General features: G+C 64.5%; 24 protein-coding genes. 8 read left to right on the top strand and 16 right to left on the bottom strand.

Features of this window, described 5'->3' with window-relative positions; translation table 11 throughout:
* Window positions 1-47: 47 nt before the first annotated feature.
* Entirely contained in the window at window positions 48-455 is a 408-nt protein-coding gene (locus IWX87_RS15970; protein WP_196864519.1) for a hypothetical protein, read from the top strand.
* A gap of 145 nt (window positions 456-600) precedes the next feature.
* On the opposite strand, the gene moaC is transcribed toward IWX87_RS15970, so the two are convergent.
* Complete coding sequence (gene moaC / locus IWX87_RS15965) at window positions 601-1098, bottom strand: cyclic pyranopterin monophosphate synthase MoaC (protein ID WP_196864518.1); 498 nt, start codon at window positions 1096-1098, stop codon at window positions 601-603.
* 156 nt (window positions 1099-1254) lie between these two features.
* On the opposite strand from moaC, the gene IWX87_RS15960 reads away from it, so the two are divergent.
* Complete coding sequence (locus IWX87_RS15960; RefSeq protein WP_196864517.1) at window positions 1255-2814, top strand: M48 family metalloprotease; 1560 nt, start codon at window positions 1255-1257, stop codon at window positions 2812-2814.
* On the opposite strand, the gene IWX87_RS15955 is transcribed toward IWX87_RS15960, so the two are convergent.
* Window positions 2770-3123, bottom strand: coding sequence for a phage holin family protein (locus IWX87_RS15955; RefSeq protein ID WP_196864516.1), 354 nt, complete (start codon window positions 3121-3123; stop codon window positions 2770-2772). The genes IWX87_RS15960 and IWX87_RS15955 overlap by 45 nt on opposite strands.
* A 275-nt stretch (window positions 3124-3398) precedes the next feature.
* Here IWX87_RS15955 and IWX87_RS15950 point away from each other — a divergent pair, with 275 nt between their 5' ends.
* The 3 genes from IWX87_RS15950 (at window position 3399) to IWX87_RS15940 (ending at window position 5264) form a co-directional block, all read left to right on the top strand.
* Entirely contained in the window at window positions 3399-4361 is a 963-nt protein-coding gene (locus IWX87_RS15950; protein ID WP_196864515.1) for a TerC family protein, read from the top strand.
* Between the two features lie 72 nt (window positions 4362-4433).
* Window positions 4434-4844: a DUF3717 domain-containing protein gene (locus tag IWX87_RS15945; protein ID WP_196864514.1), complete on the top strand. Its 411-nt coding sequence runs from the start codon at window positions 4434-4436 to the stop codon at window positions 4842-4844.
* A 108-nt stretch (window positions 4845-4952) separates the two neighbouring features.
* Complete coding sequence (locus IWX87_RS15940; protein WP_196864513.1) at window positions 4953-5264, top strand: DUF2007 domain-containing protein; 312 nt, start codon at window positions 4953-4955, stop codon at window positions 5262-5264.
* A 399-nt stretch (window positions 5265-5663) separates the two neighbouring features.
* Here the strand turns inward: IWX87_RS15940 and purB are convergent, their stop codons facing one another.
* Complete coding sequence (gene purB / locus IWX87_RS15935; RefSeq protein ID WP_196864512.1) at window positions 5664-7043, bottom strand: adenylosuccinate lyase; 1380 nt, start codon at window positions 7041-7043, stop codon at window positions 5664-5666.
* Between the two features lie 146 nt (window positions 7044-7189).
* On the opposite strand from purB, the gene IWX87_RS15930 reads away from it, so the two are divergent.
* On the top strand, window positions 7190-7804 hold the full coding sequence (locus IWX87_RS15930; protein WP_196864545.1) for a glutathione S-transferase N-terminal domain-containing protein: 615 nt from the start codon (window positions 7190-7192) through the stop codon (window positions 7802-7804).
* Window positions 7805-7815: 11 nt separating this feature from the next.
* On the opposite strand, the gene IWX87_RS15925 is transcribed toward IWX87_RS15930, so the two are convergent.
* The 9 genes from IWX87_RS15925 to IWX87_RS15885 form a co-directional block, all read right to left on the bottom strand.
* On the bottom strand, window positions 7816-8280 hold the full coding sequence (locus IWX87_RS15925) for a nuclear transport factor 2 family protein (protein WP_231374852.1): 465 nt from the start codon (window positions 8278-8280) through the stop codon (window positions 7816-7818).
* 11 nt (window positions 8281-8291) lie between these two features.
* Entirely contained in the window at window positions 8292-9062 is a 771-nt protein-coding gene (locus tag IWX87_RS15920) for an SDR family oxidoreductase (RefSeq protein WP_196864511.1), read from the bottom strand.
* Window positions 9063-9144: 82 nt separating this feature from the next.
* Complete coding sequence (locus IWX87_RS15915; RefSeq protein ID WP_196864510.1) at window positions 9145-9714, bottom strand: DUF3833 domain-containing protein; 570 nt, start codon at window positions 9712-9714, stop codon at window positions 9145-9147.
* The gene (locus tag IWX87_RS15910) at window positions 9711-11045 is read right to left on the bottom strand and encodes an MFS transporter (protein ID WP_196864509.1); all 1335 of its coding nucleotides are present in this window, start codon (window positions 11043-11045) and stop codon (window positions 9711-9713) included. The genes IWX87_RS15915 and IWX87_RS15910 overlap by 4 nt, the downstream gene beginning before the upstream one ends.
* Window positions 11042-11632, bottom strand: coding sequence for a chalcone isomerase family protein (locus IWX87_RS15905; protein ID WP_196864508.1), 591 nt, complete (start codon window positions 11630-11632; stop codon window positions 11042-11044). The genes IWX87_RS15910 and IWX87_RS15905 overlap by 4 nt, the downstream gene beginning before the upstream one ends.
* Before the next feature lie 8 nt (window positions 11633-11640).
* Complete coding sequence (locus IWX87_RS15900; RefSeq protein WP_196864507.1) at window positions 11641-12879, bottom strand: cyclopropane-fatty-acyl-phospholipid synthase family protein; 1239 nt, start codon at window positions 12877-12879, stop codon at window positions 11641-11643.
* Window positions 12876-13661 carry a DUF1365 domain-containing protein gene (locus IWX87_RS15895; protein ID WP_196864506.1) on the bottom strand — a complete coding sequence of 262 codons (786 nt, stop codon included), beginning with the start codon at window positions 13659-13661 and terminating at the stop codon, window positions 12876-12878. Before IWX87_RS15895 ends, IWX87_RS15900 begins: the two co-directional genes overlap by 4 nt.
* Window positions 13658-15001 carry an NAD(P)/FAD-dependent oxidoreductase gene (locus IWX87_RS15890; RefSeq protein WP_196864505.1) on the bottom strand — a complete coding sequence of 448 codons (1344 nt, stop codon included), beginning with the start codon at window positions 14999-15001 and terminating at the stop codon, window positions 13658-13660. Before IWX87_RS15890 ends, IWX87_RS15895 begins: the two co-directional genes overlap by 4 nt.
* Before the next feature lie 283 nt (window positions 15002-15284).
* Window positions 15285-15869 carry a glutathione peroxidase gene (locus tag IWX87_RS15885; protein ID WP_196864504.1) on the bottom strand — a complete coding sequence of 195 codons (585 nt, stop codon included), beginning with the start codon at window positions 15867-15869 and terminating at the stop codon, window positions 15285-15287.
* 223 nt (window positions 15870-16092) lie between these two features.
* Here IWX87_RS15885 and IWX87_RS15880 point away from each other — a divergent pair, with 223 nt between their 5' ends.
* Complete coding sequence (locus IWX87_RS15880; RefSeq protein ID WP_196864503.1) at window positions 16093-16950, top strand: ferritin-like domain-containing protein; 858 nt, start codon at window positions 16093-16095, stop codon at window positions 16948-16950.
* A gap of 7 nt (window positions 16951-16957) precedes the next feature.
* Window positions 16958-17452: a D-glycero-beta-D-manno-heptose 1-phosphate adenylyltransferase gene (gene rfaE2 / locus IWX87_RS15875; RefSeq protein ID WP_196864502.1), complete on the top strand. Its 495-nt coding sequence runs from the start codon at window positions 16958-16960 to the stop codon at window positions 17450-17452.
* Between the two features lie 791 nt (window positions 17453-18243).
* Here rfaE2 and IWX87_RS15870 read toward each other — a convergent pair.
* Genes IWX87_RS15870 through IWX87_RS15855 form a run of 4 tightly spaced genes read right to left on the bottom strand, consistent with a single transcriptional unit; the run spans window position 18244 to window position 24999 of the window.
* Entirely contained in the window at window positions 18244-21378 is a 3135-nt protein-coding gene (locus IWX87_RS15870; RefSeq protein ID WP_196864501.1) for an efflux RND transporter permease subunit, read from the bottom strand.
* A complete protein-coding gene (locus tag IWX87_RS15865; protein WP_196864500.1) occupies window positions 21375-22667 on the bottom strand; it encodes an efflux RND transporter periplasmic adaptor subunit in 1293 nt (430 codons plus the stop codon). Before IWX87_RS15865 ends, IWX87_RS15870 begins: the two co-directional genes overlap by 4 nt.
* 32 nt (window positions 22668-22699) lie before the next feature.
* Window positions 22700-24274: an efflux transporter outer membrane subunit gene (locus tag IWX87_RS15860; RefSeq protein ID WP_196864499.1), complete on the bottom strand. Its 1575-nt coding sequence runs from the start codon at window positions 24272-24274 to the stop codon at window positions 22700-22702.
* Entirely contained in the window at window positions 24271-24999 is a 729-nt protein-coding gene (locus IWX87_RS15855; RefSeq protein ID WP_196864498.1) for a DUF1956 domain-containing protein, read from the bottom strand. The genes IWX87_RS15860 and IWX87_RS15855 overlap by 4 nt, the downstream gene beginning before the upstream one ends.
* Window positions 25000-25026: the final 27 nt, after the last annotated feature.

Here is a 25026-nt window from a genome sequence, read left to right as displayed (position 1 = left end):
AGTGAGGTCGATGGCGTCGAAAGATCAACAACAAAAGGGAGGACGAGATGAATAAACTGATGACCGTGGCGGGACTGGCGGCCTTTTTTCTGTCGGGCTGTGCAGCGCCCGGCTTTTCTGCTTCCAATGCAGGGTCCACGGCGGCCCCGGCTCCCACCAACCTGTCGCTCGAAGGTCAGTCGCGGGTGATTCGCTCCAAGATTGTCGCGCTCAAGAAAGAGGTCATGGTGTTTGAGGTGATGCTGACCGATGTGGAGCGCAGGGCGGCCATGTCCCAGATTTCCCTGTCGAGTTTTCCCAACACCGAAGTCGTTCAGGGCGCCAGCGTGGCAGCTGAACCGGTGCCTGCCCGCAGCGCTGCCGACCGGCTGTCTGTCACCGTCAGGCCGGCGCCTGCTTCTGCCTCTCCGTCTCCGTCCAGACCGGTTGAAAACAGCTACGGCAAAGTGCCGTAAAAATAGGAACGAAGAAAGCGTTTCAGCCATTCGATCGGCTAATGCTGGAAAGAGGTCGGACTCTCGGGGCCGTTCAGAAAACGCAGCGCTGGCTGGGGATGGACTGTCTGTAATTTATCTTGTCAGGCCTGGCAGGCCATGGCCTTTAACCGCCTACAAAGCTGCCCGACTTGCCGCCATGCTTTTCAAGCAGCTTCACGTCGGTGATCGTCATGCCCCGGTCTGCCGCCTTGCACATGTCGTAAATCGTCAGCAGGGCGATGTTGACGGCGGTCAGGGCTTCCATCTCGACGCCGGTAGGGCCGACGGTTTCTACAGTGGCGGTGCAGGTCACGCTGCCGGTGCCGCCGTCTGCCGGAGACGTCACAAATTCAAGCGCCACGCGGGTCAGCGCCAGCGGATGGCACAGCGGAATCAGGTCGCTGGTTTTCTTGGCGGCCATGATGCCGGCGATGCGGGCAATGCCCAGCACATCGCCTTTTTTAGCGGAGCCGGACACGATCAGCGCCAGCGTGGCGGGCTTCATGTCGATGCGGCCCTGCGCGACGGCGATGCGGTGCGTGGACGCTTTGGCGGCGACATCGACCATGTGGGCCTGGCCTTGGGCGTCGAAATGGGTGAGGGGGGAAGTGGGCGTCGTCATGCTGATACAGAACCTTTACAACTATGCCGCATCATAAGAGGCTTGCCGGCGTCTTTTTTCTGGCCCCAAAGGTGACTGCCCTTGACTTCATTGACCTGTCCCGAAATTTTTAAGCAAAAACGTGCTTTTGCGCACGTCCAGCATGCGTTGGCAGCTATGGTCCTGATAGCGTTTGGCACGGCTTCGCTGGCCCAGGGGCCAAGCGCTGGAGCCTTGTTGCCGGCGCCCGGCGCCCGTTCGCTGCCGACGCTGGGCGACAACTCGGATCTGTCACCGGCGGCCGAACGCCGCATTGGCGACCGCATCGCGGCCAGCATCTACCGCGACCCCGACCTGATCGAAGACCCGGTGCTGGCCGATTACCTGCAGGGCATCTGGCAGCCGCTGATGACGGCGGCGCGTGCGCGCGGCGAACTGTCGGCTGAGCTGGAGGAGCGTTTTGCCTGGGAATTGTTCATGTTCCGCGACCGGAGCATCAACGCCTTTGCATTGCCCGGCGGCTATTTTGGCGTGCATCTGGGCCTGATCAGCAGCGTCAGCAGTGCCGATGAGCTGGCCGCCGTGCTGGGGCACGAGATGAGCCATGTCACGCAGCGCCATATCGCGCGCCTGATGACGCAGCAGTCGCGCCAGGCGCCGTGGATGCTGGCCGCCATGGTGCTCGGCGCGCTGGCGGCCAGCCGTCATCCTGATGCCGGTACGGCCGCAATCGTTGGCGGGCAGGCGCTCATGGCGCAGGGCCAGTTGAATTTTTCACGCGACATGGAGCGCGAGGCCGACCGCGTCGGCTTTAGCGTCATGACCGATGCCGGCTTTGCCAGCCGGGGCATCTCGGGCATGTTTGAAAAACTGCAACAGGCCAACCGGCTCAACGACAACGGCTCGTTTCCTTATTTGCGCTCGCACCCGCTGACCACCGAGCGGATTGCCGAGGCGCAGGCCCGCGTTCAACTGGCGGCCGCAGCGTCCGCGCCGTCAGCCGCGCAGCAGGCGGCGGCCGAACGTACGCAGCGCCTGCACGCGATGATGGCCGTACGCGCCCGCATTCTGGCGGTTCCCGGTGTGGATGTGCTGCGCACCCTGGTGACTGAGGCGCAGCGCAGGGCGGCCGTCTTGCCCGCGTCGGCGCCGGTGGCTGCTGCCCGCGATGCCGGCACGTTCTACGGCGGCGCCTTTGCCGCAGCGCAACTGCGTGATTTCGCAGCGGCGCGCAGCTTGCTTGACCGGCTTTCCAGCCTGGCCGCCGCCCCGGACCCGGCGGGCAAGGCGGTGCAACTGCTGGCCGTCGAGCTGGACCTGCTGGAAGGCAAGGTGCCGGCTGCGGCCGCCACGGCAGATATCAGCAAGGCCGGCTCGCGGGCGGAACTGCTGCTGATGTCGAAGGCACTGATGGCGGCACAACGCGCGCCGGACGTGTCGCAAGCGCTGCAGACCTGGGTGGCCGTGCATCCGCGCGATGCGGGCGCCTGGCAGATGCTGGCGGTCGCCTACGGCCAGCAGAACCTGACGGTGCGCGCCATCCGGGCCGACGCCGAAAGCCGCGCCGCCCAGCTTGACTACGGCGCCGCGCTGGACCGCTTCAAGGCGGCGCAGGGGCTGATACGCAGCCAGCCGGGCCGTGCCGATTACGTCGAGGCTTCGATCATTGACACCCGGACGCGGCAGGCCGAGTCAATCCTTAAGGAACAGGCGCTCCAGGAGAAAATCGACCGCTAGCTGCAGCACCGAATAAATCAGCGACCCCAGCAGCGCCGCGCCGAAGCTGTTGACATTCAGGCCGCTGACCAGGCTGGCGGCGGCCCAGAACATCAGGGCGTTGATGACAAACAGGAACAAGCCGAGCGTTAGCACCGTCACCGGCAGCGTGAGCAGCACCAGCAGCGGGCGGACCACCATGTTCAGCGCACCGAGTACGGCTGCGGCGACCAGCGCGCCGGTGAAGCTGGTCACCGTCACGCCGGAATACAGGTAGGCCACTGCCAGCAGGGCGGCGGCGCTCAAAAGCCATTTGAGGATGAGTTTCATGGCTTGAAGGATAGCACCTGGTGCATACCGTGACAGGTTGACGGGCGGGGGCAGAAATCCGCAGAGACCATGTGGAATTTGTAAAACAACGATACTTTTCGACACCTGAAAGGGGAGTAGCGACCTTGCGGCCTGTCGGCCGCAAGCGCTTGTGTTTCGTCAATACGTTGCCCGTCAAAACGGCAGCCGGAGCACATAAAAGAGCCAGGCAGCTCTTTCCCGCAAGACCTTTTGGGACGCTTTGTGCGTCTTCCATTTTTCAAAAAGGTCTTGTCATGCAAACCATTGCGCCCCTGTGGCTGTGGGCCGCCTTCATCGGCATTGTTCTCGTGTCCCTGTTCGTTGATTTTGTCGTGCTGAAAAAGCAGGGCGCCCATGACATTGGCGTGAAAGAAGCGCTCAAGTGGTCGCTGGTCTGGGTGGCCCTGAGTTTCATGTTCAACGGCCTGTTCTGGTGGGCGGTGAGGGACAGCACCGGCTCCACCGAGATCGCCAACACCAAATCGCTTGAATTTTTGACCGGCTACCTGATCGAGAAATCACTGGCGGTGGACAACATCTTTGTCTTCCTGATGATCTTCACCTACTTCGCGGTGCCGTCGCATTACCAGAAGCGGGTGCTGATGATCGGCATCATTGGCGCCATCGTCCTGCGCACCGTCATGATTCTGGTCGGCGGATGGCTGCTGGCGGAGTTCCACTGGATTTTGTACGTGTTCGGCGCCTTCCTGATCCTCACCGGCATCAAGATGTGGTGGGCTGCCGGCAAGGAGCCGGCGCTGGACGACAACCCGGCGCTCAAGCTGCTGCGCCGCATTTTGCCGGTCAGCCAGCATTACGACGGCGAGAAGTTCTGGACCGTCGAGAACGGCAAGAAAATCGCCACGCCGCTGTTCATGGTGATCTGCCTGGTGGCGCTGACCGACGTGATTTTCGCGGTGGACTCGATTCCGGCGATTTTCGCCATCACCAGCGACCCGTTCATTGTGCTGACCAGCAACGTCTTTGCCATTCTGGGCCTGCGCGCCATGTACTTTTTGCTGGCCGCCGTGGCCAACAAGTTCCATTTGCTGAACTACGGCCTGGCGGTGATCCTGGTGTTCATCGGCGCCAAGATGTGCCTGATCGACGTCTACAAGATCCCGGTGATGGCGTCGCTGGGTGTGGTGGTGGGCGTTCTGGCGCTGACGATGCTGCTCAGCCTGCGTTCGGCACCGGCCGACGTGCCGCGCGGTTAACTTCGTCAGAGAAGCCCCAGCCGGCAGGGCAAAGGAGCGTGTCCGGGCCGGGATGGCTATGATGCGTTTCCCATGCCCGGCATCCACATCATCGACCTTGAAGCCGCCATCAATTACTGGCGCCACCGCAATCCCTCGGCCGACGGCGTCAGCCTGGCGCCCGAGGTGCGCGCCCTGGCCGGCATTTATGCGCGCATGGCGCTGGCGCATCACAACACTGCCGACGAGGCGGATTTTTCAGAAGAGGCGCTGAACGCCTGGCATGCCTGGTACGACACCACCGCCGACACGCCGTGCATCGCCATCTGTTCCACCAGCCAGGGTGACGAAGAATGCAAGGGCTGCGGCCGCACCTTTGGGGAAGTGCAGCACTGGCTGTCGATGAGCCCGGTTGAAAAACGCATCACCTGGCAGCGCATCACCCAGCAGGCGACAGCCTGGCGCTTTGGCCGCTATGCCGATCGGGCGCTGGAGAAAAAGTAGCCTGATCTTGGCTTGCTTTTCAAGCAAAAAAGGCTTTTTCCGCAAAACCAGCGTGTGCTTTTAGCTATCAATTCAGGAGTTTCTGGATTCCGGCGTTACACTGATCGCATGCTTCGCCTGACCCATGCCCCCAACATTGCCATCGCCGCGCTGTGGACCGACGCGCTGCAGCAGGCCGGCTTTTCGGCCAGCGTGCAGCGCTATTTTTTGGGCAGCGTGGCGGGCGAGTTGCCGCCCGACCAATGCCAGCCGGAAATCTGGCTGACCCACGACCATGAAGAGGCAGGCGCCCGCACTTTGCTCGACGCGCTGCAGAACATGCCGCAGCGACGCTGGCTGTGCACCTGCGGAGAAACGGTCGAGGGCGGTTTCGAGCAATGCTGGCAATGCGGCGCCGCCATGCCGATAGACCTGGCCTGAACGCCGCGCTGGGTCAGTCCCAGCAAAGTTCAGCCCCTTTGCAGCGCAGTACGCGAAGCGAACGACCGTGGGGGCCACATCCCCCACCAGCAGGGGCCGCGGGACTGGCTTTGCCAGACCGCAGGCGCAGCGGCCCCCTCGGGGGGCAGGGAGTTACGCGAAGCGAACGACCGTGGGGGCCACATCCCCCCACCAGCAGGGGCCGCGGGACTGGCTTTGCCAGACCGCAGGCGCAGCGGCCCCCTCGGGGGGCAGGGAGTTACGCGAAGCGAACGACCGTGGGGGCCACATCCCCCCACCAGCCGGGGCCGCGGGACTGGCTTTGCCAGACCGCAGGCGCAGCGGCCCCCTCGGGGGGCAGGGAGTTACGCGAAGCGAACGACCGTGGGGGCTTTGTTTTCAGACTCGCCGGGCCAGTTCGGCCGCCATGCCGACATAGCTGCCCGGCGTCATCACCAGCAGGCGCTCTTTTTCGGCCTCGGGAATGTCCAGTGAGCGGATCAGGCCGTGCAGGTCTTCCGGCTTGACGGTTTTGCCGCGCGTGACTTCCTTGAGCTTTTCGTAGGCGCCTTGCACGCCGTAGCGGCGCATCACCGTCTGGATCGGCTCGGCCAGCACTTCCCAGGCGCCATCCAGGTCGTCGGCCAGGTTTTCCTCGTTCAGTTCCAGCTTGTTCAGGCCGACGCACAGCGAGTTGTAGGCCAGCACCGTATAGCCCAGCGCCACGCCCATGTTGCGCAGCACGGTCGAGTCGGTCAGGTCGCGCTGCCAGCGGCTGATGGGCAGTTTTTCGCTCATGTGGCGCAACAGCGCGTTGGCCAGGCCCAGGTTGCCCTCGGCATTTTCAAAGTCGATCGGGTTGACCTTGTGCGGCATGGTCGATGAGCCGATTTCGCCTTCCTTCAGGCGCTGCTTGAAGTAGCCGACGCTGACGTAACCCCAGATGTCGCGTGCCAGGTCGATCAGGATGGTGTTGGTGCGGGCGACCGCGTCGAACAGTTCCGCCATGTAGTCGTGCGGCTCGATCTGGATGCTGTAGGGCTGGAAGGTCAGGCCCAGGCCCAGCGGCTCGGGCGTTTCGATCACGTGGCGGCTGAAGGCTTCCCAGTCGAAGTCGGGCCAGGCGGCCAAATGGGCGTTGTAGTTGCCCACGGCGCCATTCATCTTGGCCATCAGCTTGATGCCGGCAATTTTTTCGCGGGTATTGACCAGGCGCACGACGACGTTGGCCAGCTCCTTGCCGACGGTGGTCGGGCTGGCGGTCTGGCCGTGGGTGCGGCTGAGCATTGGCACGTCGGCATGCGCATGGGCCATCTGGCGCAGCTTGTCGATGACCTTGTCCAGCGCCGGCAACACCACCTGTTCGCGGCTGCTTTTCAATTGCAGCGCCTGGCTGGTGTTGTTGATGTCTTCGCTGGTGCAGGCAAAGTGGACGAATTCGCTGGCGGACTGCAGTTCAGGCCGGGCTTCGAACTTGGACTTGATCCAGTATTCGACGGCTTTGACGTCATGGTTGGTGGTTTTTTCAATCACCTTGATGGCCATTGCGTCGGCTTCGCTGAAGTTTTTCACCAGGCCGAGCAGGTAGGTGCGCGCACCGGGGCTCAGGGGTTTGAATTCGGCAAATTTGGCGTCGGACAGCGCGATGAACCAGGCAATTTCCACCTGGACCCGGCGGTGCATATAGCCTTGCTCGGACATCAGGGGGCGTAAGGTAGCAAGTTTGGCGACGTATCGGCCGTCCAGCGGCGACAGTGCATTGATGGGTGAAAAGCTCATGCGGGCGATTGTAGGCCGCACGGGTAACGATACCGGTCCCGTTGCGTTGCCGCAGAATTTGATGTCGGCACGTCGCTGCACTACAGCGCGCGCCCTGAATCGATAGAATGCTGGTTTCCCACGGCACGACAAGAACACAGCACATGATGAAACTCATCGGATCCGCCACCAGCCCCTATGTCCGCAAGGTGCGCATTGTCATGGCCGAGAAAAAGCTCGATTACCAGTTTGTGGTCGAAGACGTCTGGTCAGCAACCACCGCCATGAGCCTGTCCAACCCATTGGGCAAAGTGCCGTGCCTGATCATGGAGGCCGGCGAGGCCATATTCGATTCGCGCGTGATTGTCGAATACCTGGACACGCTGTCGCCAGTGGGCAAGCTCATTCCCCCGCAAGGCCGCGAACGCGCCGAAGTCAAGACCTGGGAAGCGCTGGCCGATGGCGTCATGGACGCTGCGCTGCTGGCCCGGCTGGAAGCGACCTGGTCAGGCCGCAGTGACGGGCAGCGCAGCGACGCCTGGATTGCGCGGCAAATGGGGAAAATCGACACGGCGCTGCATGCCATGGACAAGGGCCTGGGTGACAAGGCTTACTGCAGCGGCGTTCATTTCAGCCTGTCGGATGTGGCGGTGGGTTCGGTGCTGGGCTACCTGAATTTTCGTTTCCCCGAAGTGCAGTGGCGCGACACCCGTCCCCAACTCGCCAGGCTGTATGACAAGCTGGCATTGCGGCCGAGTTTCGTGGAAACGCAGGCCGGCTGAATTGCCTGGGCCTACTGCCGCGCGCGTTCTTTCAGCCAGCGCATCAGCCGCCCGACCAGCGGCAGCTTTTCGTACAGTTCCTCGGCCGCATCCCAGTAGTCGCGGTGAAAATCGAGCAGCCCGGCAGCGTTGAACTTCAGGTGCGAGCCGCCGCGCACGGTCTGCAGCGTTTGGGTGTCAAAGCGCTTGAAGTGGAAAATGAAATTCCAGGTCAGGAAGCATTCACCGCCGTCAACGATGCAGCCGGTCACCACGAAATGCGGTTGCTCCAGTGACGCGTACATGTGGTCAAACACCTGGCGGATGGCAGGCAAGCCGCGCACCTCGTTGAACGGGTCCTTGAAATACGCCTCGGGCGCGTACAGCGCATCCAGCCGCTCCAGGCTGGCCGGACTCAGGCTTTCGAAAAAATCGACGACGCGTGCGGCGGCTTCGCGCATGGGCGGGGTGTTTTGTTGTGCTGAGTCCGTGGTCATGGCCTGGCGCTTCAAAGCGAAGTGATCTTGCGAACGGCGGCAAACCGCGCGCCGTAGGGCAGCAGGCGCAGGGCCTTCATCCAGCGGGTGAAGCGCTTGGGAAAGTGGATTTCAAACGCGCCCTTGCGCCAGCCCTTCAGGATTTCCTGCGCCGCCTGTTCGGGCGTGATCAGCGCGGGCATGCTGAACTGGTTTTGTGCCGTCAGCGGCGTTTCGACAAAACCCGGACACACCAGGCTGACACCAATGCCGCTGTCCTTCAGGTCCAGGTACAGCGTTTCGGCCAGGTTGATCAGCGCCGCCTTGGTCGGCCCGTAGGCCAGGCTCTGGGGCAGGCCGGTGTAGCCCGCCACGCTGCTGATCAAACTGATGTGGCCGGACTGTTGCGCCAGCAGCGCCGGCAGCACCGCCTCCAGCAGATACAGCGCGCCGCAGTAGTTCACCTCGTTGTGCCTGAGCATCTCGGTCAGGTCAAAAGCGCTGGCACGCAGCTCTTTGTAGTAGCCGGCGCAATACATCACCAGATCGAGCGGGCCGGTGGCCAGCAGGGTTTTCGCTGCGTCCTTCAGGGCCAGCGGGTCGGTGACATCGAGCGCCAGCGCCACGGCGCCTGGATGGCTTTGCACAAAGTCTGCCAGCGCATCGGCATTGCGCGCTGAAACGAACACTTTTGCGCCCGCCGCATGCAAGGCATGCGCCGTGGCCTGGCCGATGCCGCTGGACGCGCCGACCAGCCAGACGGTTTTGCCGCGCCAGTCGGCAAGCTGAGGATTGAAGGACATCGTGCTGAGTTTTCTATTTGTTATGAATTTAATAGCGGCCTACGCCCGTCATGCATGCGCAAACGGCCTGTTTGATGTATTTTTACCGCTTGACGAACGACAGCGTGACCTCGCCCAGCCCAAAACCGAACTTGCTCATCTTGGCCTTGTTCAGCATCACCTTGTCGTTCATCAGGTACATCCAGTCGTCAAACTGCACTTCGATAATGCGGCCATCGACCGGCAGCTTCAGGGTGTAGCCCCAGCGGAAGGCATTGCCTTTTTCCTGACCTGCGGCTTCGCCCACCACGTCGCCGGCCGTGCCGGTGTAACGCCCGTCAGGCTGGCGCTTGAGCGTCCACACGCGGCGGTCCTTGGTGCCGTCGGAATAGGTGAAGTTTTCATCCAGCACGCCGGTCTCCGCGCCGGGCGGGCCGCTCCAGCTGCAGACCATGACGACGGTGAAGCGCTTGACGACCTTGCCCGAGCGGTCGGTGAACAACCCGTAGGCGTCCAGCGTGCCGTTGAAGTACTGGCGCATGTCGAGCACCGGCTGCTCGGCGGCGTAGTCGGCGACTTGCGGGCCGGCGCAACCCGCCAGCAGCGTCAGCGACAGCAGGAGCGCCGGCAAGGCACCCTTGAAAAGCCGGGGGGATTGGGAAATGAAGGTCATGCGGGGACGCTTTCAGAAGGATGGATCAGGAAAAACCAGGCACTGGCCGCCGCCAGCAGTTTCAAGATGCAGGGCAGCACGCAATAGGCTACCACCAGCGCATCCAGTGCGGCGGCGTCGCGGCTGCCGGGCGCATAGCCAAAGGCCCCGAGCAGCGGCAGTGCCAGCCCGGCGGCCAGCGCCAGATTGAGCTTGGTGGCGAAATTCCACCAGCCAAAGTAAGCGCCTTCGGCTTGCCCGGACTGGCCATCGGCCTGGATCACGCCGGCCAGCAGCGCGCCTGGCAGCGCCAGGTCGGTGCCCAGCGCCACGCCAGACAGCGCGCAAACCAGCGCAAAGGCCACGGTCTGGCCGGCGCCCAGCTGCGTGGCCCAGGCAAACACGGCAATCGCCAGCGCCATGCCGACCAGCCAGGTGCGCGCCAGCCCCAGCCGCTTGACGACCATCAGCCAGAGCGGAATCGACAGCGCCGCCGCCAGAAAATAGCTGCCCAAAAACAGGGGCTCCATGCTGGCCGGCGCCTGCAGCCGGTCCTGGATGAAAAACAGCACCAGCGTGGCCGGCACCGCGCTGGCAATGCCGTTGAGCATGAACACCGCCAGTAACTGGCGAAAGGCGCGCGAGCGCCAAGGCAGCCAGAGTGCGCCTACCGCTGGCGCCTGGCCTGAGACCCGCACTGCTGGCACGGGTGCCCGGTGCCAGGCCAGCCAGCCGGCCAGCAGTGCTACAAAAAAAAGAGCTGTGGTCGCAGGCAGGCCCAGCGCTACCGGCGTAATGGATGCCAAGACCACACCGACCAGGCCAAGTCCTTCGCGCCAGGCAACAATGCGGCTGCGCTGCGCCTCGTTGCCGCCCAGCATCGCGCCCCAGGACTGGTGCGACACGCTGAGCGCGCTGTAGGCCGCATAGGTCAGCACCAGGCTGGCGGCGGCCCAGGCGGCCAGTGCGAAGGGCGAATCCTGCACCGCCTGCAGCGGAAAAAACAGCAGGGTAAAGCCCAGCGCCAGCGCCACCGCCGCAAGCGCGCCCAAGCGCAGCACCGATGCGGCAGAGCGCGCAAACAGCCGGTCGCTGAGCCGGCCCAGCAGCGGGTCGATCAGCGCATCGAACAGCCGGGCGCCGAGCAAAATCGCGCCCAGCAGCGCCAGCGGCATGCCGAATTCGCGTGCATAGTGATTGGGCAAGATAACGTAGAGCGGCAGCGCCACGAACGCCAGCGGCAGGCCCAGCAGGCCATAGGCCAGGCCGTTGCGGGCAGAAAAAGTCTCGGGCTTGGCCTCAACCTCAGACGGCGCAGAAGGCGTAGGCTGCGAAGCCGCCGCTTCGGTCATTCGGCGCTGCCTGCCAGCAGGGCTTCGCGCATCCGGGGATCGGAGGTGTCGGGCGACAGCCAGATGCCGAAGAACCTTTGGGCAAAGTCGGCGTCAAGCACTTCGCCGCTGGCCCGGCCATTCACCCAGAAGGCCATGCCCAGCCCGGGCCGGTGCACGGCCGTGATGCGGTCGCCCTTGCGCACGTCTGGAATCACCCGCAGCAGCTCGGCCGTCCACCGCGCGGCTTGTGCGTCGCTGACGGGCTGGCTGCGGCGCATTTCCTTCAGTGAACGTTCGGCAATCTCGAAGGCCTGGAAATTTCGCAGGTAGTTCAGTTCCAGCGCCAGCGCCGATGCGGCAAAGCTGGCAGCGCTGAAAGGGGCTGACGCCCACAGGCGGGCGTCATAGATGTCGAAGCCCCAGACCGTCAGCCGCGCCTGTCCGATGAGCCTGGCCCGGGGCAGGACGCTCAGTTCCGGCCGCGAGGGGGTGGTGCCGGCGGGGCTGGCAATCCGCTGCGGCGCAGCGGGCGGTACAGGCGATTGCGCCAGCGCAGCGCCGGCCCACAGCAATGCGGCCAGACCGACGGGCAGCGCGTGCTTCATGGCCGGCTTCAGCGCTTGCGCAGCGTGAACTGCATCACGCTGGTGTTGCCCTGCGCAAAGGCCGCTTCGCAGTAAGCCAGATAGAACTCCCAGATGCGGATGAACTTCTTGTCAAAACCCAGGCGCAGCACGCGTTGTTCCTGTGCCAGGAAGTCGTCGCGCCAGAGCCGCAGCGTGCGCGCATAGTCCTGGCCAAACGAAAACTCGTCAACGATGTCGAAACCCGCCGCCTCGGCCTGCGCCCGGAATTCGCGTGGACACGGCAGGCAGCCGCCCGGAAAGATGTACTGCTGGATGAAGTCGGTCGAGCCGATGTAGCGCTCGAACAGCGCGTCGTCAATCACGATGCTCTGGATGCAGGCATGGCCGCCGGGCTTGAGCAGGCGCGCCACGGTCCGGAAGTATTCCGGCCAGTATTCGCGGCCGACGGCCTCGACCATCTCGATCGAGCAGATGGCGTCGAAGGGCGCGTCGGGCGTGGTCTTGCCAATGTCGCGGTAGTCCTGCAATCGCAGGTCGGCTTTGTCGGACGCGCCCAGGCGGGCCATGCGCTGCTTGGCCCATTCGAGCTGCTCGGTGCTCAGCGTCACGCCGACGACAGAGGCGCTGAATTCGGTCGTTGCCATTTCAGCCAGCGCGCCCCAGCCGCAGCCAATTTCAAGCACGCGGTCGCCCGGTTTGACCTGCGTCAGGCTCAGCGCGCGGCGCACCTTGGCCATTTGGCCCTCCACCATCGTGGTTTCGGGCGACTCGAAAATCGCCGACGAATAGTTCATGGTCTTGTCCAGCCACAGCGCATAAAACGCATTGCCCAGGTCGTAATGCGCATGGATGTTCTTTTGGCTGTTGGCCTTGGTGTTGCGGTTCAGCAGGTGCTTGACGCGGTAGGCCAGGCGCCCCAGCCAGCTGCCGTAAATCGCGCTTTCGACTTCCTTGCGATTGATGATGAGCAGTTCCATCAGGTCGGTCAGGTGCGGTGTCGTCCAGTCGCCGGCAATATAACTTTCGGCAAAACCGATGTCGCCCGATCGCAGTGCGGCGCTGCACGGTTTCCAGTTGTGCAGGTGCAGGCTGGCCATGGGCGCCGTGCCCGAGCCAAAACGCTGCAACGCGCCATCGGGCAGTTGCACCGTGAGCGTGCCGTGCTTCAGGCGCCGCAGCATCTTCAGTGCGGTACGCGCGGCGCCGGGCGCGTCGCGGGGGATGGGCTGGATGGCGGGAGCGGAGGTCGGGTTGAGAGTGGTCATCGCGTCACGGTATTTTTGGGAAGATCGGGTTTTCTGACGAAGGGAATGCGTTTTCGCCACAGCCTGAAGGCCTGGTAGTGGATGCGCGCCATCACGCCCAGCGTCATGGCCGGGTAGCGCCACAGCGCCTTGCGCAGGCTGGCGCTGGTCAGTGGCTCCAGCGTGCCGCTGACGCTGGTCTGCAGCACTGCGCCGCAGGGGTCGTCCAGGTTGTCGTGGTAGTCGATGCGGGCAACGGTGTTGTGCACGCCGTTGCTGTCGCTGCGCAGGAAACGAAAGCGGTAGCCGCCCGCCAGGGTGCAAAACGGCGAGACATGGAACACCTTGTCGGCGCTGAGTTCCTGGCCGTACCGGGGCGCGTCGAGCAAGTAGCAATGGCGCTCGCCAAAGGTGTTGTTCACCTCGACGACGATGGCGCGCAGGCTGCCGTCCGGCCGGTGGCAATACCAGAAGCTGACCGGCTTGAAGGTGTAGCCCAGCACGCGCGGGTAGGTGTGCAGCCAGGCTTCGCCGTTCGCATCTTCCACGCCTTCGCGCAGCAGCAGGGCGTCGAGCCAGGCCAGCGCGTTGTTGCTGCCGTCGCCATGGTCGCTGTCGAAAAAGCTCAACGCGCCGCTCCGGTTGTGCGCCAGCGCGCCGCTGCCGTTCTGCTGCAGGCTGCGCATCGGCAGCATGAGGAAATAGGTGGGGTAGTTGAAGGCGTTGGCGACCGGGCGCAGACGCTTGTGCAGGACCTGGCCAAAGCCGATCAGCGGAACGTCGCGCACGGGCAGGCGGGTCATGCCGGCACGCCTTCCAGGGCCGGCACCGCTTGTGCGTGCTGCGCCAGCAGCAACCGGGCGGCGTTCATGCCCGACTTCAGGCCGTCTTCATGAAAACCGTAGCCGGTCCAGGCGCCGCAGAAATAGCTGTGCTGCCGCCCCTGCAATGCCGGCAGCTGTTGCTGCGCCTGGGTCGCGGCCAGGTCGAACACCGGGTGCATGTAGTCGTATTCGCCCAGGACGTGGGCGGGCGCAATGTCCTGCAGCGGATTGAGCGACACCAGTACCGGCTGGGGAAAAGGCAGTGGCTGCAGCATGTTCAGCAGGTAATGCAGGCACACGCCGGCCGATTCGCGCTCGATGCCGGCGGCGCGCTCATAGTTCCAGGCCGCCCAGGCGATCTTTTTTTGCGGCAATACCGACGAATCGGTGTGCAGCACGGCGCGGTTCGCCTGGTAGCGGATGGCACCCAGCGTTTTGCGCTCGGCGCTGCTGGCGTCCGGCAGCAGCGCCAGCGACTGGTCGGAATGCGTGGCCAGCACGACCTTGTCGAAATGCTCGATGGCGTCGCGCGTGATGATGCGCACGCCGCCGCGCAGCGCCCCGGCGTCGCGCTCGATGCGCTCTACCGGGGTGTTCAGCCGCTTGTCGGCAATGCCGGCGATGATTTTTTCAACATAGTGGCGCGCACCGCCCTGGACCGTCCACCACTGCGGCCGGTCGGTGACCTGGATCAAGCCATGGTTGTGGCAAAAGCGGACCATGGTGGCCACCGGGAACTGCAGCATCTGGTCGGTCGGGCAGGACCAGATGCAACCCATCATCGGCAAAAAATACCAGTCGCGGAACTCGGCTGAAAACGCCTGGTCACGCAAAAAATCGCCCAGCGGCTGCACCATGGCGGCCTCGGCGTTCGACAGCGCCAGCGCGGTGGTGATGCGGTTGAAGCGAACGATGTCGCGCAGCATGCGCAGGAATTTCCAGCTGACCAGGTTGCCGCGCTGGGCAAATACGCTGTTCAGGCTGGAGCCGCTCCATTCCAGCAACCTGCCGCCTGCCGCGCCGGGCGCCTTGACCGAAAACGACATGTCCGAACGGGCGGTTTCTACGCCCAGTTCTGCAAACAGCGCGATCAAATTCGGGTAGGTGCGTTCGTTGAACACCAGAAAACCGGTATCTACCCCGTGGGTGACCGGGCCGTGTGGGGTCGGCAGCGTGACATCGACGGTGTTCGTGTGGCCGCCGAAATAGTCGCCCGCCTCAAACAGCGTGATACGGGCCTGGCCTTTTAGCGCATGCGCCGCCGCCAGCCCCGAAATACCCGAGCCGACGATGGCCACCCTGGGAAGCGAGAGGCTCATGCCCGCGCTCCGGGGCCCGTGGGGACTGTAAAAATGCTGCGAAGCGTCCCGGTGCAAACAAGGGAGTGAGGGAGGAGTAAAACCGCCCCGGGTGTACAGACCGGCCTGAAGGGCCGGAAAGGCTTCGCAACAATGAAGCTGTACTGGCCTTGGTCCGGCGCTGTGGCGCTGCGGGAGCAAGGCAAGCTGTAAGAGTGCCTGCCGCCTGATCGAGTTCCCCTGCACGGGGTGGTTGGCCTGTAAAGTTTTGTCAAGCCGTTGATGGTTTTGGCGTGCGCTGTGTTCATGGGCGGGCCAGCTGCTTTTCAATTTCTGCAACGAACTTGGGACTGCCGGGATCGGCCATCGAGTTGAAGGCCGTTACGGCCAGTCCGTCGCGCGAAATGATGTATTTGTAGAAGTTCCAGCGCACCGGCGTGCTGCTGGCAGCGGTTAGTTGCCTGAACAGCGGGCTGGCGTCTTGGCCGCTGACGGCGGTCTTGGTGAACATGGGAAACTTGACGCCGAAGGTGCTCTCGCAAAATTCCGCGATGTCCTTGTTGCTGCCTGATTCCTGCGAAAAGTCATTCGACGGAAAGCCCAGCACCACCAGGCCGCGTCCCTGGTATTTGTTGTACAGCGCTTCCAGGCCCTTGTACTGCGGCGTGAAGCCGCAAAAGCTGGCGGTGTTGACGACCACCACCACCTTGCCGCTGTACTGGCACAGTGACTGCGGTTTTTCGTCCTGCAGGCGCAGTACGTTCTGTTGCAAAACGGCAGGGCATGCCTGGGCCGGCGCTCCGGGCTGCGCCGCCCAGGCCGGAGAAGCAGCCAGCGCGGCGCTGGCAAGCAGCGCCAGCGTCACGGGAATGAGGGGAAAGGCTTGCATCGCTTGCTCTCAGGACAAAAGGGTTTGAGCTTATACGCACCAGCTCGGCCGATGGATTCAGATTGTTGATGATGGTGCACCGGATTGACCCGTCGTGCCGGTGGCGGCATTTAATCGCCCTGAAAGCACTTGTCCTGGTGGTGTTTTGCTGAAATCAACAACAATCCGGCAAGACAACATCCGGTACGCGCCAGAGTGCGTACTTGCTGACATAGGAGATCCCATGCTTTACCCCGAATTGTTCAAACAGCTCGAAGCTGTCCGCTGGAATATGGAAACCGATATTCCCTGGGCCACGTTCGATGCGTCGCTGCTGACCGACGAGCAGGCCCAGACCATCCGCATGAACGCGATCACTGAATGGTCGGCACTGCCGGCGACCGAAATGTTCCTGCGCGACAACCGGGGCGACAGCGATTTCTCGGCCTTCATGTCAATCTGGTTTTTCGAGGAGCAAAAGCATTCGCTGGTGCTGATGGACTACCTGCGGCGTTTCAGGCCCGAGCTGGTGCCGACCGAGGCCGAGTTGCACGCGGTGCGCTTCGAGTTCGAGCCTGCGCCGCCGCTGGAAACGCTGGTGCTGCATTTTTGCGGCGAAATCCGCCTGAACCATTGGTACCGCTGCGCCAGCCAGTGGCATACCGAGCCGGTCATCCAGCAGATCTACACCCGGCTCAGCCAGGACGAGGCGCGCCACGGCGGCGCCTATTTGCGCTACATGAAGCGCGCCATCGCCACATCGGGTGACGAGGCCCGGGCGGCCTTCGCCAAGGTCGGTGTGCTGATGGCCAGCGCCCGGCGCACCTCCCAGGCGCTGCACCCGACCAACCTGCATGTCAACAAAAGCCTGTTTCCCCGCGACACCATCCAGAGCCGCCTGCCCGACCCCGAGTGGCTGGACCACTGGCTCGACACGCAGATCCGCTTCGACGCGGTGTGGGAAACCAAAGTGGTCGAGCGCATCCTGCACAATCTGGGGCTTTTGCTGGGCCAGCCGTTCAAGACTGTCCAGCAGCTCAACCACTACCGCAAAGAAATCGACCGCCAGCTCGCCGCAGCCCAGGCGCTGGACCCTGCCTGAAAGCCCTATGAAGCCGCCCGCCTTTTTGAACAAGATCGTCAACCGCAACGACGCCGCCGATCGTCTGGCCGCGCTGCCCCGGCCGGTGGTGTTCACCAACGGGGTGTTCGATGTGCTGCATTGCGGCCACGCCACCTACCTGGCGCAAGCCCGCCAGCTCGGTGCCAGTTTGGTTGTGGCACTCAATACCGACGCCTCGGCCCGTCGCCTGGGCAAGGGCCCGGACCGGCCGCTAAACCCGCAGGACGACCGGGCGGTGCTGATGGCCGCGCTGGAATCGGTCAGTTTGGTGACGTGGTTTGATGAGGACACGCCGCTGGAATTGATTGCCGAACTCCAGCCCGACGTGCTGGTCAAGGGCGGTGATTACGACATGGACACGCTCGCTGAAACGGCGGTGGTGAAGGCTTATGGCGGCCGGGCGCTGGCGATTGCGTTTGTGGATGGGTATTCGACGACGGCACTGGTGGAGAAGATTCGCGGCAGTTCTTCTGGGGCCTGAATCTGGCTTTTGCGCGTTGCTGGATAGCATCGCCCGCTATTCAATTCGTCGCTTTTGTTGCTCTGCCTGGAGTTGTTGGCCGGGAGTCGCCCGGCGGCGACTCACTTTTCTTTGCTTCGCCAAAGAAAAGTAAGCAAAAGAAAGGCGACCCGGCTGTCTGGGTCCCTGCGCTTCGCTTCGGGCAACCTGCGCTGCCCGGGAAAAGCGGGGGTCCGCGCAAACTCGCTGCGCTCAAACAGCGCGCGGCCCTGATCCCGCTTTTCCCGGTCATCACCGGCCCAGCCAGAACGGGGTGGGGAAGGAATTCGGGTTCGGGAGCGGGTTCGGAGTAAAAAGCGCTCTTTACTTTGATGGCGCAAGCGCAATCAGCTATTAAATTTGTAGCATCATGATGGATTGGGCGCTACGGATGCTTGACTTCGGCTGTTGGTTTTTGTTTTTCCTTTCCCCACCCCTTCTGTCTGCGCTGAGGAACGGAGCTTCAGGCGGATCAGGGCCGCGCGCTGTTTGAGCCGCAGGCGAGTTTGCGCGGACCCCGCCTGAAGCGAGTACCGCAGGGTGCCCGTAGCGAAGCGTAGGGTCGCGGACAGCAGGGGTCGCCTTTCTTTGCTTACTTTCTTTGGCGATAGCCAAAGAAAGTGAGTAGCCGCCGGGCTACCCCCGGCCAGCCCAACCAGGCGGAGCCAAGCAAGCTACGAATTCAATAGCTGGCAGCGCACGAATTCATTGCGCAAAACGCAAAAACAGCCTGAAAATGCGAACCTCATTCAAAGCCCCACCTGCGCAAAAGCTCAAGGCGCCACATCCCCAGCCCGCACCGCCGCCCCCTCCACCGACTTGCCCCGCACCCGCCCCGCCATGCGCCGGATGAACTGCTCGAGATCATCCATATAGGTAAACACCGCCGGCACCACCAGCAAACTCAGCACGGTTGACGTGATCAGCCCGCCAATCACCGCCACCGCCATCGGCGAGCGAAAGCTTGAATCGGCCGCGCCAAAGCCCAGCGCAATCGGCAGCATGCCCGCGCCCATCGCCAGCGTGGTCATGATGATCGGCCGGGCGCGCTTGTGGCAGGCGTCCAGCAGCGCATCCCAGCGGCTCATTCCTGCCACCGCCGGCCGGCCGTCGCTGCCGTCATGCCCGCGCCGGGCCACGATGGCGTACTCGACCAGCAAAATCGAGTTCTTGGTGGCAATGCCCATCAGCATGATCAGGCCGATCAGCGAGGGCATCGAAAAGCTCTTGTCGGCGATCAACAGGCCGACGAAGGCGCCGCCCAGGGACAAGGGCAAGGCGGCCAGAATCGTCACCGGGTGCAGGAAGTCCTTGAACAGCAGCACCAGCACGATGTAGATGCACAGCACGCCGGTCAGCATCGCCAGGCCAAAGCTGGCGAACAGCTCGCCCATGACTTCGGCGTCGCCGATTTCCACCACTTTCACGCCCGGCGGCAGGTTTCTGACGGCGGGCAGCGCCTTCACCGCCTTGGTCACGTCGCCCAGTGGCAGGCCTGACAGCTCGATCTCGAAGTTGACGTTGCGCGAGCGGTCGTAGCGGTCGATGATGGCTGGACCGCTGGCGATTTCCAGCGTGGCGACCTGGCCAAGCATCACCGGCCCCTTGGCGCCCGGCACCGACAGGCGTTCGAGCACGCTCAAATCCTGGCGCGCGGCATCGGCGAGCTTGACAACGATCGGCACCTGGCGCTCGGACAGGTTGAGCTTGGGCAGCGCCACGTCGTAGTCGCCCAGCGTGGCGATGCGCAGGGTTTCGCCGATGGCGGCGCTGGTCACGCCCAGGTCGGCGGCGCGGGCAAAGTCGGGCCGCACGGCGATTTCGGGGCGGATCAAACTGGCGCTCGACGCCACGCTGCCCAGGCCGGGAATGGAGCGCAGGTCTTTTTCGACCGCGCGCGCGGCCGAACTGAGCGCCAGCGGGTCTTCGCTGGTCAGCACCAGGATGTATTTCTCGCCCGAGCCGCCCAGGCCGACCTTGCTGCGCACGCCGGGCAGTTGTTCCAGCGCGGTGCGCATCTTGTTTTCGATGCCCTGCTTGCGCGGCCGGTCGCCGCGCTCGGCCAGCAGCACGGTCAGCGTGGCCTTGCGGGTTTCGGCCGCGCCCGAGCCGGCGAACGGGTCGCTGCCCGCCGTGCCGCCGCCAATCGTGGTGTAGATGCTGCGCACATGCTCGACCTTGGCAATCAAGAGCCGCGCCTGCTCGGCGGCAGCTTCGGTCTGCTTCAGGCTGCTGCCGGGCTGCAACTCCAGGTAAACCTGGGTTTGCGAGTTGTCGTCGGGCGGAATGAAGCCGGTCGGCAGCAGCGGAATCAGCGCAATCGAGCCGATGAAAAACAGCGTCGCCGCGACCATGGTGACGACGCGGTGCTTCAGGCACCACGCAGCGGCGCGCATGTAGGCCTTCAGCCAGCCGGGCTCCTTGTGGTCGCCGACGATGGGTTTCAAAATATAAGCCGCCATCATCGGCGTCAGCACCCGCGCGACGATCAGTGACGCGGTGACGGCCAAGGCCGCCGTCCAGCCGAACTGCTTGAAGAACTTCCCGGCAATGCCGCTCATGAAAGCCGTCGGCAAGAACACCGCGACCAGCGTGAACGTGGTGGCGACCACCGCCAGGCCAATCTCGTCGGCCGCCTCCATGGCCGCCTGGTACGGTGTCTTGCCCATGCGCAGGTGGCGCACGATGTTCTCGACCTCGACAATCGCGTCATCGACCAATATGCCGATGACCAGCGACAGCGCCAGCAGGCTGATGATGTTGATCGAAAAGCCCAGCACATACATGCCGATGAAGGCCGGAATGACCGACAGCGGCAACGCCACCGCCGAGACAAAGGTGGCACGCCAGTCGCGCAAAAACAGCCACACCACCAGCACCGCCAGAATGCCGCCTTCGTACAGCAGGTGCATCGAGCCGTCGTATTCCTCCTCGACCGGCTTGACGAAATTGAAGGCTTCGGTCAGTTCCAGGTCGGGGTGCTGGAGCTGAAGGTCTTTCAGCGCCGCCTGCACCGCCGCGCCGACGGCGACTTCGCTCTCGCCCCGGCTGCGGGCGACTTCAAAACCGACCACCGGCTTGCCGTCGAGCAGCGCGGCCGAACGCGGGTCGGACACGGTGTCGCTGACCGTGGCGACGTCGTTCAGGCGGATCTTGCGGCCGTCGCTCAGCGCCAGTTCGAGTTCGCCCAGCGCCTGCGCCGACTTGACGGTGGCCAGCGTGCGCACCGGCTGCTCGCTGCCGCCCAGGTCGGTGCGGCCGCCGGCACTTTCGGTTTGCACCTGCTTGAGCTGGCGCGAAATGTCCGAGGCCGACGCGCCCAGCGCCTGCAATTTGGACGCGTCCAGCGCCACGCGCACCTCGCGCGACACGCCGCCGACGCGGCTCACCGCACCCACGCCGCGCACCGCCAGCAGCTTGCGTGAAATGTCGTTGTCCACAAACCACGACAGCGCTTCCGCGTCCATGCGGCTGGAGGCCACGGTGAAGGCCAGGATGGGTTGACCGGCCAGGTCAACCTTGGTGACCACCGGGTCGCGCACGTCGGCGGGCAGGTCCGAGCGCACCCGCGCCACGGCCGAGCGCACATCGTCCACCGCTTCCTGCACCGGCTTTTCCAGCCGGAATTCGGCGGTGATGCTGACGCCGCCGTCCTGCACCTTGGTCATGATGTGTTTGAGGCCCTGCACCGTGGCAATCGAGTTCTCCAGCTTGCGGGCGACCTCGGTTTCCAGTTGCGCCGGCGCCGCGCCCGGCAGCGAGGCCGAGACACTGACCGTGGGCACGTCGATGTCGGGAAAGTTCTGCACCTTCATGGCGTTGAAGGACAGGATGCCGCCAAAAGTCAGCAGCACGAACAGCATCACCGCCGGAATCGGGTTCTTGATGGACCAGGAGGAGACGTTCATGGCGTTGCTCCTGTTTTAATAGCTGCTGAAGCAGGTACAGATTGCGCGGATGCCGTATTTGATTCAGATTCCTGAGCCACACGAACCAGGTCGCCGTCGTTCAGGAAGCCAGCACCATTGACGACGATGCGGGTGTCCGCCGGCAAGCCTGAAACCACCTCGACGCGATCGCCTGCCAGCCGGCCGGTCTGCACCTTGAGCTGGCTGACGCGGTTGCCTTCGCCCAGGCGGAACAGGTAGTTGAAGCCGTCGCGCACCACCAGCGCACGCTGCGGAACGGTCAGCGCGTCGGTGGCGCCGAGCTCGAATTCCCCACGGGCAAACATGCCGGGTAATGCAGCCCCCACGCTTGCCACTTCGTGTGCTGCGCTGCCCCCCGAGGGGGCACTGCGCCTGCGGCCCGGCAAAGCCGGTTCCGCGGCCCCTGCTGGGGAAGATAACCCCGCGCTTGCCCTGGTCATGGCCGGCAGGTCGACATACACCAGCGCCGCGCGCGTCTGCGGATCGACGCTGGGCGCGACCATGCGCACCCGGCCGCGCAACTCGCCGCCGCTGGCCGGCACCACGCTGACCGGCGTGCCAATGGCAATGCGGCCGAGTTCGGCCGAGGTGACTTCGGCGCGCCATTCCAGCCGGCCCTGGCGGATCATGCGGAACAGCTCGGCGCCGCTGCCGACCACCGAGCCGACGGTGGCAGTACGCGCTGAAATCACGCCGCTGTCGGGCGCCAGCACCTGCGTCTGCCGGCCGCGCAACTGCTGCGCGCCCAGCACCGCCTGCGCGGCTTCGGCGCGGGCTTTGGCGGTTTTCTCAGTGGTCTGGTACTGGTTGATCTGCTGCGTGCTCAGCGCGCCCGAGCTTTGCAGGCTGCGCGCCCGCTCGGCGTTGCCAGCCGCGTCGGCGGCATTCGCCTGGGCCTCTAACAAGCTGGCGCGCGCCTGCGCCACGTCGGCCTGCACGCTGTCGGTCGAAAACGTCGCCAGCACCTGGCCGGCCTTGACCACGTCGCCGACGTTGACGCGCACCTCGGTCAGGCGCAGGCCGGTGGATTCGGCGCCGATGACGGCCTCTTGCCAGGCGGCGATGTTGCCGTTGGCCGACAGCCGGATCGGCAGGCGGGTGGTTTCAGGCAAGGCGGCCGTCACGGTGAGCGCTGGCTTGGGCGCGGTCTGGGCACCGGCCGCTGTTGCCTCGGGCTTGCGGGCAGACACGTAGAAGAACGCGCCAGCCGCCAGGGCGACCACCACAAAGCTGATCACGACGAGGGGTTTGAGTTTGAATTTTTGCATGGCGTGAAAAAAAATAAGGACGAAGGGCGGGTTCAGCGGCGGGCGGGCACGCCAGCAGACGCGTGGCTGGATGCGGCTGGCGGTACGAACGTGGCGGCGGCAAGGGCGGCAGTGGCATCCGCTGCGGCGTTGGTCTTGCCCTGGTTGCCGGCCTGCGCCATCGGGGGCGTCCAGCCGCCGCCCATGGCGCGGTACAGCGCCACCCAGGCAGACAGGCGTTCGCGTTGCAGCGACACCTGCGTGGTCTGCGCAGCCAGCTGGCTGCGACGCGCGTCTTCCAGTTCGACCAGGCTGGCCAGGCCGCTCTGGTAACGCGCTTCGGTGCCGGTGAACGCGGCGCGGTAGCCGGCCACCGCGGTTTGCGCATCGCTTTCGCGCGCGGCGGTGCTTTGCAGGCTGACCAGCGCTTCTTCGACCTCGCGCACGGCCTGGCGCACCCTGGCGCGGTAAATCGCGGCGGCTTCGTCATAGCGCGCCTGGGCGGCCTGCACGTCGGCGGCGCGTCGCCCGCCGTCGAACAGCGGCAGGCTGAGCGCCAGCGGGCCGATGGACCAGGTCGTCAGGCTGGCCGACAGGCCACCGCTGCGAAAGTTCGATGCGCCAATGGAGCCGCCCAGACTCAGGCGCGGATAGCGCTGGGCGTCGGCGCTGCCCACGTCCGCGCTGGCCGCCGCCACGTCGCGCGCGGCGCTGAACACATCAGGCCGCTGCGCCAGCGCGTCAGCGGGCACGCTTGCTATTGAAAAAATAGCTGATTGTGCGGATGGATACTGCGCCAGAGCCACTTTTTGCTTTAAATCGGACTCTGGCAGGCCGCTCAGTGCCACCAGCGCCTTGAGGTCCAGTTCGCACTGGGCGCTTTGCTGCGTGGCGCGGCCGCTGGCTTCGGCGGCGCTGGCCCGCGCCAGCGCATCGGTGGCCGGTGCGGTGAAGCCGGCGCGGGTGCTCAGGCCGGACAGGCGCGCGGTTTCCTGGCGCGACGTGGCGTCGGTGCGCGTGATCTGCGCCAGCTGGTCGCAACTGCGCAGGCTGTAATACTGGTTGGCGACTTCGGCCGCCACCGACACCCGGGCATCGTGCCATTGCGCCTCGGCGCCGGCCAGGCGCTCATCGGCGGCATTGCGGCTGGCGCGGTTGCCGCCGAACACATCGATTTCCCAGCTGGCCTGCAAGCCGCCCTGCGTGGTGGTGACGATGGGCGCCAGATCCGCCCCGCCGCCGCTTTGCAGCGAACGCCCCCGGTTGACGCTGGCCGAGGCATCGAGCGACGGCCCCAACGCCGCACCGGCCGCGACCCGCGTGGCGCGTGACTGCTCGATGCGCGAGCGTGCCGTTGCCACCGTCGGGCTGACGGCCTGCGCGGCGGTGATCAGCTCGACCAGCAGCGGGTCGCCTTGCTGCTGCCACCATTGGGTCAGGTCGGTCAGGCTGCCGTGGTGCGGTTTTTCCGGCAGTCCGGCATGCGCTGCGGGAACTGCTTGCGGCGGCAAGGGCGCGGACCATTGCGCGGGCACGGGGGCTGACACCGCGCCGGGAACCTTGGCCGTGGCGCAAGCGCCCAGCCCCAGCGGCAGCAGGACGCAAAAAAGGACGGTGTGGGGTTTCATGCGGCGGCGTTGCTGTGAGGTGAAGGGGCGGGTGTTGACGCCTGCGCGGGGGCGGTGCTGCGCTGCGCCGCTTCGATGTTCACCATGGCTTCGGCGTAATTCACCATCTGGTCGCACCAGGCGTCGATGCCTTGGGGGTCGAGCAGCCGGGGGCGGATGGCCTGCACGATGTCGCGCGTGACGAACAGCTGCACGGCCAGGCCGGTGATGCTGAAGGCCAGCCGGTGCAAACTGTCATCGGCTTTATTCAAGCCCAGGTGGCGGCCCAGCCGCGCCACCAGCGCCGCATGCGCCGGCTTGATGCCGTTGTCGATCTCCTCGGCCCAGACGCCGGTCGGTTCGAGCATTTCGCGAAAGTGCAGGCGGGTGCATTGCTGCACCAGTTCGCCCTGCTTCATCGGGGCCAAAAAACTGGCAATAAAACCGTGCAGGGACTGGCGCAGGCTCAGGTCCGGCTGGTCGAGCAGCGTCAGGTCGTTTTCGGTGCAGCCCATCGGTTCGGTGAACGCAGCGCGGTACAGCCCGGCCTTGTCGCCGAAGTAGTAGCTGATGGCGGCAAGGTTGGCGCCGGCGGCCAGCGCAATCTCGCGCGTCGAGGTCTTGGCAAAGCCTTTTTCGGCAAACAGCTTGAGCGCGGCATGCAGCAGCAGCAGCCGGGCTTCAGCGCCGTCGGAACGCTGCTTGCGCGGCTCGGCAGCAGAGGGGGTGGAGTCGCTTGAAATCATGTGCCAAATTACAGCACATAAGCCAGT

Origin of the sequence: Polaromonas sp. CG_9.7 (assembly GCF_015752205.1) — a bacterium.
Classification (GTDB): Bacteria; Pseudomonadota; Gammaproteobacteria; order Burkholderiales; family Burkholderiaceae_C; genus Polaromonas.
This window is presented reverse-complemented; position numbering and strand designations above follow the sequence as displayed.